At 32.9% G+C, this 16,413-nt stretch carries 14 protein-coding genes; 8 read left to right on the top strand and 6 right to left on the bottom strand.

Annotated features, from left to right (window positions below; genetic code table 11):
• Positions 1–243: 243 nt before the first annotated feature.
• The 4 genes from ABD859_RS04410 (at position 244) to ABD859_RS04395 (ending at position 4,342) form a co-directional block, all read left to right on the top strand.
• Complete coding sequence (locus tag ABD859_RS04410; RefSeq protein ID WP_345140790.1) at positions 244–1,053, top strand: LytR/AlgR family response regulator transcription factor; 810 nt, start codon at positions 244–246, stop codon at positions 1,051–1,053.
• Positions 1,054–1,229: 176 nt separating this feature from the next.
• Entirely contained in the window at positions 1,230–1,487 is a 258-nt protein-coding gene (locus tag ABD859_RS04405) for a hypothetical protein (protein WP_345140787.1), read from the top strand.
• A gap of 103 nt (positions 1,488–1,590) precedes the next feature.
• Positions 1,591–3,654, top strand: coding sequence for a tetratricopeptide repeat-containing sensor histidine kinase (locus ABD859_RS04400; RefSeq protein WP_345140784.1), 2,064 nt, complete (start codon positions 1,591–1,593; stop codon positions 3,652–3,654).
• Positions 3,644–4,342, top strand: coding sequence for a response regulator (locus tag ABD859_RS04395; protein ID WP_345140782.1), 699 nt, complete (start codon positions 3,644–3,646; stop codon positions 4,340–4,342). The genes ABD859_RS04400 and ABD859_RS04395 overlap by 11 nt, the downstream gene beginning before the upstream one ends.
• Before the next feature lie 88 nt (positions 4,343–4,430).
• On the opposite strand, the gene thiL is transcribed toward ABD859_RS04395, so the two are convergent.
• The gene (gene thiL / locus ABD859_RS04390) at positions 4,431–5,477 is read right to left on the bottom strand and encodes a thiamine-phosphate kinase (protein WP_345140779.1); all 1,047 of its coding nucleotides are present in this window, start codon (positions 5,475–5,477) and stop codon (positions 4,431–4,433) included.
• Between the two features lie 285 nt (positions 5,478–5,762).
• On the opposite strand from thiL, the gene ABD859_RS04385 reads away from it, so the two are divergent.
• Both ABD859_RS04385 and ABD859_RS04380 read left to right on the top strand, forming a co-directional pair.
• A complete protein-coding gene (locus ABD859_RS04385) occupies positions 5,763–6,248 on the top strand; it encodes a DinB family protein (RefSeq protein WP_345140776.1) in 486 nt (161 codons plus the stop codon).
• 49 nt (positions 6,249–6,297) lie between these two features.
• Entirely contained in the window at positions 6,298–6,795 is a 498-nt protein-coding gene (locus ABD859_RS04380; protein ID WP_345140774.1) for a DinB family protein, read from the top strand.
• A 40-nt stretch (positions 6,796–6,835) separates the two neighbouring features.
• On the opposite strand, the gene ABD859_RS04375 is transcribed toward ABD859_RS04380, so the two are convergent.
• The 3 genes from ABD859_RS04375 to lepA all read right to left on the bottom strand — a co-directional run bounded on the left by ABD859_RS04375 (position 6,836) and on the right by lepA (position 10,554).
• Positions 6,836–7,792, bottom strand: coding sequence for a helix-turn-helix transcriptional regulator (locus ABD859_RS04375; RefSeq protein ID WP_345140772.1), 957 nt, complete (start codon positions 7,790–7,792; stop codon positions 6,836–6,838).
• 118 nt (positions 7,793–7,910) lie between these two features.
• Complete coding sequence (locus tag ABD859_RS04370; RefSeq protein ID WP_345140770.1) at positions 7,911–8,528, bottom strand: outer membrane beta-barrel protein; 618 nt, start codon at positions 8,526–8,528, stop codon at positions 7,911–7,913.
• Between the two features lie 229 nt (positions 8,529–8,757).
• Positions 8,758–10,554 (bottom strand): translation elongation factor 4, encoded by a 1,797-nt coding sequence (gene lepA / locus ABD859_RS04365; RefSeq protein ID WP_345140768.1) that lies wholly within the window; start codon positions 10,552–10,554, stop codon positions 8,758–8,760.
• Positions 10,555–11,038: 484 nt separating this feature from the next.
• Here lepA and ABD859_RS04360 point away from each other — a divergent pair, with 484 nt between their 5' ends.
• Complete coding sequence (locus ABD859_RS04360) at positions 11,039–11,248, top strand: hypothetical protein (RefSeq protein WP_345140765.1); 210 nt, start codon at positions 11,039–11,041, stop codon at positions 11,246–11,248.
• Between the two features lie 55 nt (positions 11,249–11,303).
• On the opposite strand, the gene ABD859_RS04355 is transcribed toward ABD859_RS04360, so the two are convergent.
• Together ABD859_RS04355 and ABD859_RS04350 are read right to left on the bottom strand one after the other, a co-directional pair.
• Positions 11,304–12,038, bottom strand: a complete 735-nt coding sequence (locus ABD859_RS04355; RefSeq protein ID WP_345140762.1) for an NUDIX hydrolase — start codon at positions 12,036–12,038, stop codon at positions 11,304–11,306.
• A 22-nt stretch (positions 12,039–12,060) separates the two neighbouring features.
• Entirely contained in the window at positions 12,061–12,777 is a 717-nt protein-coding gene (locus ABD859_RS04350; RefSeq protein ID WP_345140759.1) for an NUDIX hydrolase, read from the bottom strand.
• 499 nt (positions 12,778–13,276) lie between these two features.
• Here ABD859_RS04350 and ABD859_RS04345 point away from each other — a divergent pair, with 499 nt between their 5' ends.
• On the top strand, positions 13,277–16,408 hold the full coding sequence (locus ABD859_RS04345; RefSeq protein ID WP_345140756.1) for a SusC/RagA family TonB-linked outer membrane protein: 3,132 nt from the start codon (positions 13,277–13,279) through the stop codon (positions 16,406–16,408).
• The last annotated feature ends 5 nt before the right edge of the window (positions 16,409–16,413 follow it).

Below are 16,413 nucleotides of genomic sequence, written 5' to 3'. Positions count from 1 at the left end.
TAATGAGATTTGGGATTTTTTAGTTTGGAAAAAATATACATTTCATCGATCATTTTTGTATTTGATCCTTATGTGTTAACATTTCGTGGTAATCTATTAACAATGAAATAATTAAATCAATGAAAATCGTAAATTTAATTACCAATAAAAGAACTAAATCAATTTTTTTTGCGAAATACCAATAAACACATTGTCTAAATAGGCAAAGTCTCCTATATTCGTAAAAACCAACCAGACCAAAAATTGAAAAAGTACTCGTACATAATTATTGATGATGATGCCGAGAGTATTTCGAAAACTCAAACAATTGCTGAGGGTTTTTCGCAATTGTCTTTTCTGGCTTCGGCAGTAAATTATCAGGATGGCTTGGATTTGGTTTTAGAGCATAAACCTTCACTTATTTTTTTAGAGATAGATCCTAAAAAGTCTTCAAGTAATTTATCTCTTCAGTTTATTAACGAACTTCATCGGTTTTTAAATGTTCTGCCTCGAATTGTTGTTATAACATCTAAAAAAGACTTAGCATTTGATGCCATTAAATTCGGAGTTTTTGATTACTTGATAAAACCTGTTGTTACTGCTGAATTATTGATGACAATTTTAAAATTAGAAAAACAATCAGCAGAAGTAAAAACAACCCATTTTAAGAAAGAAAGTCCTTTTGTTGTAACTTCTGGATTAAAAGAGCGTCAAATAGATGAAAAATCGCTTATAATCTGCATTAAATCTTATGGAGATCATCGTTACCTAAATGCAGATGATATCAGCTATTTTCAGGCCGATAATAATTCGACCGATATTTATTTGAATTCAGGAGAAATGATAACCGCTTTTAAAACTTTAAAGCATTTTGAGCAGGTTTTATCATACCCTTTTATTCGAATTCATAACAGTTACATTATCAATCGAAATTACATTGCGAGGATTCATAACGGAAACTCAATGTGTTACATAAAAAACTCCACGAAAAAGATCCCTTTTTCTAAAACCTATAAATCAAATGTTGATTTAATTATAACCGATTTTTCTGAAGGTAATTACTTAGAAGTCTAATAATTAAGTGATTACATTGATTTGCTATCCATTGACTATCAATTGGGTACGATCTACCACAAACTGATTTTTTCGTATAAATTTTTTTTGATTTCGGGCTTAGTTTTACACCGTGATTAACACCAAAAACAATCACAAGCCCCAAATAAATATAAAAAAATAAAACACCTCAAAACATGAAAAAAACAGCTTTAACTTTCGGATTATTCTCATTAGTAATGGTAGCAACTTCTTTTGCAAATCCTGTAGCATCTAATTTATCAAATGACAAAACTATTGATATTGGTGTAGATACAGATGGAAGCCAGCATGGAAAAAATGGAAGAAAAACAGATGAGTATACAGGATCTAATCAATCAAACTCAAATAAAGATGTATTTAAAGGTTTTACTTCTGACAGTCAATTATCAAAATCAAGAATAAAGTTAGATTAATTCCCATAAATAAATTAATATAAGAAAAAAGTTGTCAGTTTTTTGGCAGCTTTTTTTTTGTGTTTATAGTTTTAGTATTTTTGGTGAAAATCAAAAGTATAAATTGAAAAGACACCTGCTGATATCATTATTTTTACTTCTTATTTTATTTGCATGTACAAATAAAAAAAAGAAAGAGAAAGATTTATCTTTAAATCCTTCAGAAGACAGCCTCTCTATTTATTTTTCTTTAGCCAATAATATAGATCTTCCTTTTCAATACAAACAAAAGTATAATAAGAAAGCATTTGATATTGTAAAGAATCAAAAAGACGATTCTATTAAAAAAGTAAATCTTTTTAAGGTTGCTAACCGTTATTATAATATGAGCGATTGGTCTTCATTTAAAGATGTATCAAAATTGCTTTTAGAAAAATCAATAAACAGCAAAGATTCTGTCAATATTGCCAAGTCATATACTTATTTAGGCGATTATTATCAATCACAGACTATTTCAGACAGTGCTTTTTTAAATTATTTTCGGGCTGAGAAAATATATTTAAAAATCAATGATGATTTTCGCTTAGCGAAAACTTTATTAACAAAAGCTGATTTACAGTTAACCGAAGGAGATTTTTTTGAAAGTGAGATAACCGTTTTTAAAGCTCTTAAAATATTAAAAGATAAAAAAAATGCAGCGAGAGATATTTATGACAGTTACAATTTACTGGGAATTATATATAACGAACGCGAGGAGTATGAAAAGTCACTCGAATATCATAATAAAGCATTAAATATTCTTGATGACAAATCAATTCCTGCAGATCTTCAGTTAAAAGCAATTTCGTTAAATAATATTGGCTTTGTTTATTTAAGGATGAATAATTTTAATAAAGCAAAAGAATATTTACGCAGAGGTTTAAATGAAAAAGACTTGTATAATGGAAATACAAATTTGTATGCCATGCTTTTAGATAATTTGGCTGTGTCTAAATTTAAATCAAAAGATTTTACAGAATTGCCAGAGCAGTTTTATGATGCATTAAAAATTAGGGATAGCTTAAAACAAGAATCAGGTATTATAATAAGCAAAATTCACTTATCTGAATATTATGCATTTAAAAAAGATACCTTGCGAGCGGTTCAACTTTCAAAACAAGCCTTAAACGTCTCAAGAACCGCAAATAAAGTAAGAAATACATTAGACGCTCTCAAGCAAATTGCTATTGTTGATCCCAAAAATGCCTCTAAATATTCAAAAGAATACATTCTTTTAAATGATAAATTGCTAAAAGCAGAACGAAATATGGGCGAAAAATTCTCTCGTATTGAATATGAAACCAATGAAATAAAAGATCAAAACTCCAATTTGCAGGAAAAAAATAAAACCCTGATTTATGTTTTCAGTATTTGTACACTCATAGGTTTGTTTTTTTATGTATACAAAACACAGCAGGCAAGAAATAGAGAATTGCTTTTTAAACAGCAACAGCAAATTGCAAATGAAGATATTTACAACTTGATGATTTCGCAGCAAAACGAAATTGAATCAACGCGAATTAAAGAAAAGAAAAAAGTAGCCCAGGAATTACACGACGGAGTTTTAGGCCGTATGTTTGGAGTGAGAATCAGTTTAGACAGTTTAGATAAAATTGATGAAGCCGAAGCTGCTTCAAAAAGAAAAAAATATTTAGCAGAGTTAAAACACATTGAAGAAGATATTCGGGAAATTTCACACGACTTAAATAGAGAAAAATCTGAACTAATTAATAATTTTGTAGTAATTTTAAATAAGTTATTTGAAAATCAGAAAAATACCTATCCATCTAAATTAGAAACCTCATTTGATTCTCATATAAAATGGGAGCTTGTAAACAATATTGTAAAGATTAATTTGTATCGCATTATTCAGGAAGCACTTCAAAATTGTAATAAATATGCTAATGCAGAGACAATTAAAGTGGAGTTTAAAAGCGAAATAGATCATTTGGTTTTGTCTATTTTAGATGATGGCGTTGGATTTAATGTAAAACGCACCAAAAATGGTATTGGACTGCATAATATTGAATACAGAGCGGCAGAATGTAAAGGTACCGTTAACATAAAATCTGCCAAAGGAGAAGGGACGCTTCTTGTGGTAAAAGTTCCAATTGATCAAAAAATTAACCTGCAAAAAAATGACATTTAATTTCAAAGCCCCAATTTCGGAATTAATTAAGCCCAACATCTTAATTGTAGACGATCATCCTTTTATTATCGAAGGATATAAAAATGCTATTACCCGCTACAAACCAAAAGAATATGAGTTTGAAATTGCACAGGCTCACGACTGCAGATCAGCTTATGAATTATTAGAAGATAAAAACACACCGCAGTTTGAAATTGCTTTTCTGGATATCAGCATGCCGGCTTATGAAGAAAAAAATCTTTTTTCGGGAGAGGACATTGCAAAATTAATTATGAAAAAAATGCCGCATTGCAAGATCATTCTCTTGACAATGTACACAGAACTGCTTAAAATAAAAACAATCATAAGAACTATTAATCCAAATGGATTAATAATCAAAAACGATCTTACTTTTGATGAACTTCTTCTGGCTTTTGATAAAGTAATGAATAACCAAAAATACTACAGTCAGTCGGTAGTTAAAATGCTCAATCAGTCACCTCATAATTCAATAGAAATAGATGAGTTTGACAAACAAATTTTATTTCATTTATCAAAAGGAACTCTCGTGCCGGATATGCCGCAATATATTCCTATTTCTTTAACGGAAATTGAAAAACGAAGAGTGAGTCTCAAAGAACTGCTTAAAGTACGGTCAGGTTCAGACGATGATTTGGTAAAAGAAGCTAAGAGTAAAGGACTTTTTTAAAGTTAAATCCCAAAATAAAAATTCCAAATTCCAAACAGCTATTCATATCATTGGAATTTGGAATTTTTATTTTGAAATTTTTTAAAATTTATTCAGAAAGCGCATCCCATCCACGTGCTTTTAAAGCAATTTTTGTATTGGCACGAGTTACAAGATGAATTCCTTCGCTTTCATCTGCCATGTGGCCAATGATTGAAAAGTTTGGGTTTCCTTTTATTTTATCAAAATCATTAATATCAATAGTAAAAAGAAGTTCATAATCTTCGCCACCGTTAATGGCAACCGTTGTACTGTCGATATTAAATTCTTCACAAGTCGATATAAACTGCGGATCTAACGGAAGTTTATCTTCATATAAATTACAACCCACTTTAGACTGTTTGCAGATATGAATAATCTCTGATGATAACCCGTCAGAAATATCAATCATCGAAGTTGGTTTAATTTCAAGAGCATGCAAGAGCGTTCGAACATCAGTTCTTGCTTCTGGTTTTAATTGTCTTTCTACCAAATAAGTATAAGGATCTAAATCCGGCTGATTGTTTGGATTTACCTGAAAAACCTGTTTTTCACGCTCTAAAACCTGTAATCCCATATAAGCAGCGCCAATATCTCCGGTCACAACTAATAAATCGGTATGTTTTGCACCGTTTCGGTAAGTGATTTCATCTTCATTAGCTTCACCAATTGCTGTAATACTTATAATTAATCCTTTTTGAGATGAGGTGGTATCACCACCAATAACATCTACTTTATATTCTTTTGCAGCATGCGTAATTCCTTCAAATAATTCCTCTAAAGCTTCTAACGGAAAACGATTAGAAACAGCAACAGAAACCGTAATTTGAGTTGGTTTCGCGTTCATGGCACAAATATCAGATACATTTACCACAACGGCTTTATATCCTAAATGCTTCAACGGCATATAAGCCAAGTCAAAATGGACGCCTTCAATTAGTAAATCGGTTGAAATAACTGCTTTTTTATCTTTAAAATCAAGTACAGCAGCATCGTCGCCAATACTTTTTAAAGTAGATTCCTGTGTTACATCAAAATTTCGGGTTAAATGGTCAATTAAGCCAAATTCGCCTAATTGTGATATACTGGTGCGCTGCGGATTTTTATCTTCAATCATTTTTTTAAGTTGCAAAGGTTTTTTTATAAGGAACTAAGTTTCTAAGTTGCAAAGGTACAAAGGATTTTATAAACGTCACCTATATCTGTAGAGACGCACTGTTGTGCGTCTACGTAACGTATTCTAATATTATTAATTTTTTGTGGATTCTCTTTGTGCAAACGCCCTGCAGTGCGTCTCTACGGCAGGAAAAAATAAATTTTAAAATTTATTTTTTCCTGCTGACAAACTGTTGTCACCGGCCCATTTTAATTTTGACGTATAGAAATTTAAAACATAAAAATTATGAAAACGTTAGAAGCACAACAAGTAATTACTTCAGAAGATTTATTAAAACACTGGCAAGGTCACCGCGCGCTTACGCGTCGTTTAATCGAATTGTTTCCAGAAAAAGATTTCTTCGAATTTTCAATAGGAGGTATGCGTCCTTTTGCAAAATTAGTTGATGAACTTTTAGCAATTGCGGCTCCGGCATTAAAAGGAATTGTAAATCGTGACGCGCAGCCTTATACTGAAGGAACAGAAAAACTGATTTTTAAAGCGCAATATCTTGAAAAATGGGATGAGGCAACAGAAGAAATCAATAAATACTGGGAACAATTATCGATTGAAGATTTTAGCCAGACTTTTAATCTTTTTGGTCAGTATGAATTTCCAATCATTCAAAACATCTTATATTTTATAGATAATGAAGTGCATCACCGCGGACAGGCTTATGTATATTTAAGAGCTTTAAATATTGAACCGCCATTTTTCTGGGAAAGACAATAGTATGATTTTAAAATTATAACTTTATAAAACTAATCTAAAACTAACCGTTATGAGTTTAAAAAAGATAATGTCTAATTATGCAGATTATAATTTATGGGTAAATCAGCAGTTTGTAAACTGGCTTTCGCCGAAATCAGATGAACTGCTTTATGCAGAAGTGCCTTCGAGTTTTTCAAATATTATGAAAACGCTCGATCATATCTGGTCTACCGAAGCATATTGGTTTTCTGTTATTTCTCAAACTCCCATGATAGAAAAAGAAAGTTTTGAAGATTTGTCGAAAGAAGAAATATTTGCAGGTCTGCTCAATTCATCTACAAAATTGAAACATCTTATTAACTCAATAACAGAAGAAGATTTAGTTCAGGAAGTTAAAATTACAAATCCGTGGTTTGAATGCGAACTGCCAATTGCCGATTATTTAATTCAGGTTATTAATCACGGAACCTATCACAGAGGCCAGATTGTAACCATGGGACGAAATGTTGGAATTACAGATGCCTCAAACACTGATTATAATTTTTATAATGTAGTAAAACAGAAATAAAACAAAAAAACTCCTGAAGATTTTCTCTCAGGAGTTTTTTTTATAAAAGCCTTTTTTTATTGATTTCTAATAATTCTAAAACTCTCGTTTTTAGAGATTCGGGCTCCAGAATTTTAGCATAGTCGCCAAACATTAAAAACCAGCGCGGAAAACCATCCTGAAGACTATGAGACATAAATGTCATTTCGATTTCGTCGCCTATTTCTTTTTGAGAAATAAAACCATGGTACTTTCTTTCAGTAGCTAAATATCTTGCGATTTTTTTCTGTACCAAAATCCGGACTTTTGTTGTTGGAAATGTTTCGTTTTTGGTTAAATATGTTTCCAGAGAATCATGTTCAATTGTAAAATCAAGATCCGTTTTTTTTATTTCCTGAATCCTGTCGGTTCTAAACTGCCTGTAATCTTTTCTAAGGTGACAGTACCCCAGAAAATACCAGTTATTATTATCGTGAAAAACACCTACAGGTTCCAGATTTCGCTGTGTTGTTTCTTCTTTATCAAAAGTTTTATACGTTAACAGAATTTGTTTTTTCTCGGCAATTCCTTCAAAAAGAACCTCTAATGTTTTTGGAGAACTGTCATTAAACATCGGTTCTGCATCCTGCATTACAATTCTCGATTCAATGTTCGAAAGATAATCTTTGTCGTTGCTTCTTAAAACAGATTTCAGCTTGTACATTGCCGATGCATAATGTGTGCCCAAAGACGGATCTGTAAATTTCTGCATTAGTTTTTCAGCAGCAATAAAACTGCTCACTTCTTCGCGGGTAAACATTACGGGCGGTAATCGATATCCTTCCATTAAAGCATAACCTACACCGGCTTCACTGTAAATAGGAACGCCCGAAGCTTCGAGAGTTCGAATGTCTCTGTAAATGGTTCTTAAACTGCATTCAAAACGATCCGCCAATTCCTGAGCTTTTACAATTTTTTTAGATTGCAGCTGAATCAGAATGGCAACTATTCGGTCAAATCGTTTTGGGGTTTCGTCCATTTTTCTTTTAAAAATTTAAAAATACAGAGATTCAAAGATACAAAGTTGAATGTTTAATGAAATAAAAAAAGCTGTCCCAAATTGAGACAGCTTTTTGTTTTATTTAATCAAACGGTATTTAGAATCTATACAAAACTCCAAACTGCGGCTGATCGAAAATATTTTCAAATAAATTAATATTTAACTGAAAAGTATCTGAAGAAGGGCCATTTTCCGGAGATACACTGTTGTAAGCCAAAACATTTGCAAGAACAAAAGTTACTGCGATATTTTTGGTAACAAAATAGTTTAATCCTACATTAATGTCGGCCGTTAAACTGTTGTCAGTATCACTTCCCACCAGCGGTGTTTCGATTTTGTTTCTTCCATAACCTAAACCAGCTTCTGCATAAGCTTTAAAACGTTTTTTATCTAGTTCTAAAAAGTAGTAACGTGCAAAAGCTCCAACTCCAAAAACGTTGGTTTTTATACCTGTTGTTTCTTCTTTATTACTAGAGTAATCTATTTTTGCCCCAACAGCGAATTTATCATTCAAAAAATAGCCAAACTTTGGACTAAATCCATAATAATCATTTTCGCCTCCGGTGCTGATTTTAATAGAACCTTCTAAAATCATATCTCCATTTTGAAAGGTTACGCCTTTTGCTGAATTCATTTCAGAATCTACTTCACTTTGTTGAGCGCTTGCGAAATAAAATGTGAAAAGCGCTAAAAAAACAGAAAATTTGGTTTTCATAATCTTACATTTTTAATTTGTTGTAAGATTAAAATTATGTTTTTATCTTAAAATTAACTTTCTATCCGACCAAATGCGTTAAAAGTTAAGTTATCAAGTTAATATTTAGCTTTTTTTATAGGTTTTATCCTGTAAAATTTTAGACGTCAGAGCCAGATAAATAAAAAACCCAATAACGAAAGTTATTGGGTTTATATCTATATTTTTAAGAATTGAGTACTTAAAAATTTTAATCATTCAGTTTCAAAACAGCCATAAACGCTTCTTGAGGAATCTCAACGTTTCCTACCTGACGCATACGTTTTTTACCTTTTTTCTGTTTTTCAAGAAGTTTACGCTTACGCGAAATATCTCCACCATAACATTTTGCGGTAACGTCTTTACGAAGCGCTTTAATAGTTTCACGAGCGATAATCTTAGCTCCAATTGCTGCCTGAATTGGAATATCAAATTGCTGTCTCGGGATTAGTTCGCGTAATTTCTCGGTCATTTTTTTACCGATGTTATAAGCATTGTCTTCGTGAATCAATGCAGAAAGAGCATCAACAGTTTGTGCGTTCAAAAGAACGTCAAGCTTAACCAGTTTAGAAGTACGCATTCCAATTGGAGAATAATCGAAAGAAGCATAACCTTTAGAAACCGTTTTTAAACGATCATAAAAATCGAATACAATTTCTGCCAAAGGCATGTCAAAGTTTAATTCAACACGTTCTGTGGTTAAGTATGTTTGGTTGGTAATTAAACCACGTTTTTCAATACATAAACTCATTACGTTTCCAACAAAATCAGCTTTTGTAATAATTGTCGCTTTAATAAAAGGTTCTTCAACTCGGTCTAGTTTTGAAGGTTCCGGTAAATCTGAAGGATTGTTTACTACTAAAGCAGTTTCTGGATGTTTTTTAGTGTAAGCCAAATACGAAACGTTAGGTACAGTTGTAATTACCGTCATATCGAACTCACGCTCTAAACGTTCCTGAATAATTTCCATGTGAAGCATTCCTAAGAATCCGCAACGGAAACCGAAACCTAAAGCAGCAGAACTTTCCGGAGAAAACACCAATGAAGCATCATTCAATTGTAATTTTTCCATTGAAGAACGTAAATCTTCGTAATCTTCTGTATCAACAGGATAAATTCCGGCAAATACCATTGGTTTTACATCCTCAAAACCAGTAATCATATTGGTTGTTGGCACTTTTGCATCAGTAATTGTATCACCCACTTTTACTTCGCGGGCTTCTTTAATTCCAGATATCAAATAACCAACATCTCCTGCCGAAACTACATTTTTAGGAACCTGATTTAATTTTAAAGTTCCAATTTCGTCAGCAAAATATTCATTATCAGTAGCCATGAATTTAATTTTCTGGCCTTTTTTTATCTCACCGTTTACAACTCTAAAGATTACCTCAATTCCACGAAACGGATTGTAAACAGAATCGAAGATCAAAGCTTGTAAAGGCTCTTCGGGATTTCCTTTTGGAGCTGGAATTTTTTCGATAATAGCAGCTAAGATATTTTCAACACCAAAACCAGTTTTTCCTGAAGCGTGAATAATATCTTCTAATTTACAACCTAATAAATCGATAATATCGTCGCTCACTTCTTCTGGGTTAGCACTTGGTAAATCAACTTTATTTAAAACCGGAATAATTTCCAGATCATTTTCTAAAGCTAAATATAAGTTAGAAATAGTTTGCGCCTGAATACTTTGTGCCGCGTCAACAATCAAAAGCGCACCTTCGCAGGCAGCAATAGATCGCGAAACTTCGTATGAGAAATCTACGTGGCCCGGAGTGTCAATTAAGTTTAAGATATATTCTTCGCCTTTGTATTTGTATTCCATTTGAATGGCATGACTCTTAATGGTAATTCCACGTTCGCGCTCCAGATCCATGTTGTCAAGCAATTGAGCCTTTTCTTCACGAGCTGTAACGGTTTGTGTTGCGCCCAAAAGCCTGTCTGCTAATGTACTCTTACCGTGGTCAATGTGTGCAATAATGCAAAAATTACGTATCTTCTTCATTTTAATATATCGGTTCTCTAATCGAGTTAAGTATTTTTTGGTACAAATCATGCCAAAACAATTGTTTTAATGCATGTTATCAGGGAGCAAAGATAGCGCAAAGTTTTGGATTCTGGAATTTAGCTGCAAGATTTTGAAATTTGAATCCAAAAAGCTGTTTTTCAGAGCCTAAACTGTTTTCTTTTTTGAAAAACAAGTTTTAGCTTCCATTCAAAAATCTCAAGAATGTTTTTATAAATTAAACTTCTAGACGCTGGGATTTCATAAAAAACATACAAAATCATTATTTACTGATTATTTGTAAATTTTGTGCGAATAATTGTCGGTTTAATTAAATATGATTATACTTGTAGTCAATATAACCATAAGATTAATTGGCTTCTGGTTTTAGGTATTGGTTTTTAGAATTTATCTGTGCACACGATGAATCTTCGAAAATAATATAAAACGAGTTTTTACTATTTACTAATTAAACCCAACGATTATGAAAAAACAAACCATGCAGCTTGCAGAAAAATTTGGCAGGCTGTCAAATGATGAAATGAAAAATATTACAGGAGGTGTAACACCTGTTGGCCGATTTACAGTTCCTAAAAGCATTTGTGCTTCGGGATATGGTTTAGTGGCTACAGGATGTCAGGGCAGTTCTTATCCTATGCTCGATGGTTACACTTGCGTTTTGACGTGTTTGTGATAAAAAGAATAGCATTAAAAAAAAAGAGGCATCAATTGGATGCCTCTTTCAGTTTTTAGAACTCAAAATTGAATCCTTTTTCGGTGAGTTTTTTATAAATATCAGGATCAAATTTATAAAGTTTTGCCGCTCTGTGTGACACATCTTGTTGTTTTTCGTCGAGCTGCACTAATAATTTCATATGCAGAATTTTTCGTCTAAAATTTGATTTGTCTAATTCAATACCCAAGATTTCTTCATATAACTGCATTAATTGCAGTAAAGTAAATTTTTCCGGCAGAAGATTAAAACCAATTGGCGCCTGACGCACGCGGTTTTGAAGCTGTTGTAAACTAAAATTGAGAATTTCATTATGGTCAAAAATTAAATTTGGAATTTCATTAATCTTACACCATTTAGCTTCTCGAACATCTAAACTGGCTTTTACGTCATAATCTTCCTGATTTACAAGCGTGTAATATCCTATTGTTACAATACGGCGGTCTAAAACACGGCTTGGATTTGTAAATGCTTTTAGCTGCTCCAGATAAATATTGTCTAAACTTGTAAGTTCATAAAGGATTCTTTGGGCAGCGTCGTCAGCACTTTCTGCTCTTTTCATCCAGCCCCCAAGCAGTCCCCAGCTTCCTTCACTTTCACCTCCCGCATGTTGTACCAAAAGCACTTCAAGACTTCCTTTTTTAAAACCAAAAATAACGCAGTCAATCGAAATACCGTCAATTTCTTGGACTGTTGTATTTTCAGCAATACAGCTGTTTACTTTTGAATCTTTTTTAGATGATAATGCCATTATTATGCTATTGTAAGCTTTTTTAAAATTCGAAATTGAATCCTTTCTCAGTCAGTTTATTATAAATATCGGGATCGAATTTATATAGTTTTGCGGCTCTGTGCGAAACATCCTGTTGTTTTTCGTCGAGCTGTACTAATAATTTCATGTGCAGAATTTTTCTTCTAAAATTTGATTTGTCCATTTCAACACCCAGAATTTCTTCATAAAGATGCATTAACTGGAGTAAAGTAAATTTTTCCGGCAGAAGATTAAAACCAATAGGTGCCTGACGCACGCGATTGCGAAGATTTTTTATGCTGTAGGATAAAATTTCGTTGTGATCGTAAATTAAATCAGGAATGCTGTTGATTTTATACCACTTTGCGTCTGAGGCCGTAAAACCTGCTTTAATATTATAATCTTCTCTTTTTACAAGAGCATAATATCCAATAGTTATAACACGTCGAAGCGGAAAACGATCAGGGTCACCAAAAGCTTTAAGTTGTTCCAGGTAAATATTGTCCAGTCCGGTAAGTTCATTTAATAAACGATGCGCAGCATCGTCTGTACTCTCTTTTTTATAAATCCATCCGCCGGGAAGTCCCCATTTTCCTTTACTGATCCCTTCTGCGTGCTGAACCAAAAGCACTTCCAGACTTCCTTCATCAAAACCAAAAACCACACAGTCAATGGTTATTGCATTCATTGCATTTTGTTCGCTTTTAGCAACAGACTCGGCATCTACTTTTTTATCCATGTGCGAAATATATTTTGACAAATTAAACAAATAAAATGCATAACTGTCTTTTTTGGTTACTTAATATTTTTTTAACAAAGCAAAAAATTGAAAATCAAAGATTTAAATTTTACTAAAAAAGCATCTTAAAATTATATTCTCTTTAATTGCTTGATATTCAAATCTGTAATTGGAAGTTTTTTCTGAAACTTTTATTTCTCGTTAGTAAGACTTGTTATAGTATTGATAAAAAGTACTTGCTATAAATCAGAATCAAAAAAAAATAACCTTAATATTTTGCTAAAATAGAAAAAAAGTTTTACACTTGTAGTCAAATTTACCATAAGATAAGTTCATGATGACTATAAGTTTTTGAAAAACTCTTTTTTTATGCGTAAAAAAGCCGTCGATTATCTTTTGAAATAATCAAACAACCGGCCCTCAAACCATTTGATGTGAAACTTACTCTTTAATCAATAAAACCGTAACTAACTTAAATTTAAACCAACTCTTATTAACTATGAAAAGCAAAGATTGTATTAAAACAACAGTTTTATCGTTTTGTACGACACTGTTGTTTAGCTTATTTATGTTACAGACGGGTTATGCGCAGGCACAATCCAGATCTGTAAGTGGAAATGTAACATCGGCTGTTGACGGAATGGGAATTCCCGGAGCAACTGTTGCAGTAGAAGGAACTAAAATTGGTGCCGCCACTGATTTTGATGGAAATTATAAAATAGAAGCAAAAACGGGCGACGTGCTTGTGTTTACTTTTATTGGATTTAAAACTCAAAAAGTAACCGTAGGAACTCAAAAAACGATAAGTGTTACTTTACAGGAAGAAACAGCAGAACTTAAAGAAGTGGTTGTTATTGGGTATGGCTCTCAAAAGAAAACATTGGTAACCAATGCTGTAACGCAGGTTAGCGGAGAGAGTTTAACAAAAACAAATACTACAAATGCGCTTCAGGCACTTCAGGGTCAGGCTGCGGGACTTCAAATTACATCTACTTCAGGACAGCCTGGCGAGAGTTTGAATGTCGTAATCAGAGGTGTGGGTTCTACGGCAGGAAGTAATCCACTTTATGTTGTTGACGGAATTTTGACAGGCGATATTTCGTATTTGAATAACTCAGATATCGAATCTATTTCTGTTTTAAAAGATGCTGCTTCGGCTGCGATTTACGGTTCGCAGGCTTCAAACGGGGTTGTATTGGTTACAACAAAAAAAGGAAAACGCGGTGCAACAGGCCAAATTACATTCGATCAATATTATGGAGTACAGTCTGTAGCCAGAAAAGTTGACTTACTGGATGCCAGAGAATATGCAACTATTTTGAACGAAGCGGCTGTAAACTCAGGTAAAAACCCATATTTTACGAATGATCAAATTGCAGGAATGGGTTCAGGAACAAACTGGATGGACAAAATGCTGACAGATAATGCAGCAACAAAAAACTTCTCTTTTGGAGCTTCGGGCGGATCAGAAACTTCAGTTTACTCTACTTCATTATCGTATTTAGGACAAGAAGGAGTTGTAGGAGGAAAGGATTTATCAAACTATGAGCGTTACAATTTCAGATTCAATTCAGAACATAAACTATACAAAGATGTAGTTTCGATAGGAGAAAATTTGAGTTTTGCGTATGTTAATAAAAACGGAATTGGAGTTGGAAATCAATACAATAACTCTTTAAGAGGTGCTTTTCAGGCAACACCTTTACTGCCAATGTACGACGCAAACGGAAACTATTTTGATACTACAAACAGTACAGAACCTTGGATTGCAGGTGTTGCAAATCCTTACGCTTTAATGACTTACAACAATCAAAATGAAAGTAACAATCAGAAACTATTAGGAAACGTTTACCTTCAGATTCAGCCATTTAAAAATCTGACTTTTAAAACTACTTTGGGTCTTGATTATAATGTAAATGAAGGACATTCTTATGCTCCGATTTACAGATTATCAATTTATGCCAACAGTGCTTTTGATAAAGTTACTCAGAATATGGATAAAAGTAAAAGCATTAACTGGGACAACTTGTTAACCTATAAATTTAATGTTGCTGATAGTCATCATTTTGAAGCATTACTGGGAACTTCTTACATTAAATACGACAAAACTTTAATTGAAGTAGCAAATGCTGATTCTGCTTTTAATGATTTAGAACATGCGTGGTTAGATACCACGACGAATAAAGATGGTGCGAGAATTTCAATGAAAGGTAATAAATTCGAAAATATCTTAATGTCTTATTTTGGAAGATTAAACTATAATTATAAAGAAACATATTTGCTAAATGCAACATTGAGAGCCGATGGTTCTTCAAAATTTGCAGCAGGAAATCAATGGGGTTATTTTCCATCAGTTTCTGGAGGATGGGTTGTTTCTAATGAAGGATTTTTAAAAGATTCAAAAGCAATAAACTTCCTTAAACTAAGAGCAAGCTGGGGTCAAGTAGGTAACCAAAGTATCAGGTCATTTCAATTTTTGGCAAAAGTAAAGCAAAAAGATGTTAATTATAGTTTTGGAGATGAAGAAGGTGTTCTTACGCCGGGAGCTTATTTGGAAAATTTACCAAATCTTGATTTAAAATGGGAAACTTCAGAACAAATTGACCTTGGTTTTGATGCGAGATTTTTAGACAATGCTTTGAGTGTAAACTTTGATGTCTATAAAAAAACAAACAAAGACTGGTTGATTTTAGCACCAACTTTAGCAACTACAGGAGCAGAACCACCATTTATTAACGGTGGAGATGTAGTAAATAAAGGAGTTGAGTTAAGCTTAAATTACCAAAATAAAATTGGAGATTTTAATTACAGTGTAAGCGCAAACGGTGCATACAACAAAAATACTGTAGGACAAATTCCAAATGCAGACGGAATTATTCACGGATTAAACGGTGAACTTTATGATAACTCAGGAGAGTTTTACAGAGCGCAAAACGGATATCCGTTAGGATATTTCTGGGGATATAAAACGGGAGGCGTTTTCCAAAATCAGGCACAAATTGATAATTACAAATCAGCAAGCGGTGTGGTTTTACAGCCAACAGCAGCGCCCGGAGATGTTATTTATGTAAACACAAACGGAGACGATAAAATTGATGCTTCTGATAAAACAAGTATTGGAAATCCAAATCCTGATTTTACTTACGGATTCTCTTTATCGGCAAACTATAAAGCTTTCGATTTTTCTCTTAATGCAAATGGTGTTGCAGGAAATCAAATTGTACAATCTTATAGAAATCAGGTAGGAACTTACGGAAATTACACATCAGCAATTTTAGGACGCTGGCATGGTGAAGGTTCTTCTAATACAATGCCTAGAGTAACAGAAGACAACAGAAACTTTACACAGTTTTCAGATTTGTATGTTCAGGATGGAGATTTTTTAAGAATCAATACCGTAACATTAGGATTTGATTTAGCAAAAATGAAACAGTCAAAACCATTTTTTGCAAGCCAGTTTAGAGTGTATTTCTCTGTATTAAACCTTTACACTTTTACGAAATACAACGGTATGGATCCGGAAATCGGATTTGGTTCTTCAAATGACGATCAAAAATTTTCATCTGGAGTTGATGTGGGATACTATCCAAGACCAAGAACATTTATGCTGGGTCTAAATGTTAAACTTTAATACCT

This window comes from Flavobacterium ginsengiterrae (genome assembly GCF_039539785.1).
Lineage (GTDB): Bacteria > Bacteroidota > Bacteroidia > Flavobacteriales > Flavobacteriaceae > Flavobacterium > Flavobacterium ginsengiterrae.
The sequence above is the reverse complement of the archived record's forward strand: the minus strand, read 5'-3'. Positions and strand labels throughout refer to the sequence as shown.

Bases quoted from the DNA above. Each gene is read 5' to 3' on its own strand.
- ABD859_RS04370 (WP_345140770.1), bottom strand. From the start codon at position 8,528: ATGAAAACCAAATTTTCTGTTTTTTTAGCGCTTTTCACATTTTATTTC.
- ABD859_RS04380 (WP_345140774.1), top strand. From the start codon at position 6,298: ATGAGTTTAAAAAAGATAATGTCTAATTATGCAGATTATAATTTATGG.
- ABD859_RS04375 (WP_345140772.1), bottom strand. From the start codon at position 7,792: ATGGACGAAACCCCAAAACGATTTGACCGAATAGTTGCCATTCTGATT.
- ABD859_RS04395 (WP_345140782.1), top strand. From the start codon at position 3,644: ATGACATTTAATTTCAAAGCCCCAATTTCGGAATTAATTAAGCCCAAC.
- lepA (WP_345140768.1), bottom strand. From the start codon at position 10,554: ATGAAGAAGATACGTAATTTTTGCATTATTGCACACATTGACCACGGT.
- ABD859_RS04345 (WP_345140756.1), top strand. From the start codon at position 13,277: ATGAAAAGCAAAGATTGTATTAAAACAACAGTTTTATCGTTTTGTACG.
- ABD859_RS04385 (WP_345140776.1), top strand. From the start codon at position 5,763: ATGAAAACGTTAGAAGCACAACAAGTAATTACTTCAGAAGATTTATTA.
- ABD859_RS04360 (WP_345140765.1), top strand. From the start codon at position 11,039: ATGAAAAAACAAACCATGCAGCTTGCAGAAAAATTTGGCAGGCTGTCA.
- thiL (WP_345140779.1), bottom strand. From the start codon at position 5,477: ATGATTGAAGATAAAAATCCGCAGCGCACCAGTATATCACAATTAGGC.
- ABD859_RS04355 (WP_345140762.1), bottom strand. From the start codon at position 12,038: ATGGCATTATCATCTAAAAAAGATTCAAAAGTAAACAGCTGTATTGCT.
- ABD859_RS04350 (WP_345140759.1), bottom strand. From the start codon at position 12,777: ATGGATAAAAAAGTAGATGCCGAGTCTGTTGCTAAAAGCGAACAAAAT.
- ABD859_RS04405 (WP_345140787.1), top strand. From the start codon at position 1,230: ATGAAAAAAACAGCTTTAACTTTCGGATTATTCTCATTAGTAATGGTA.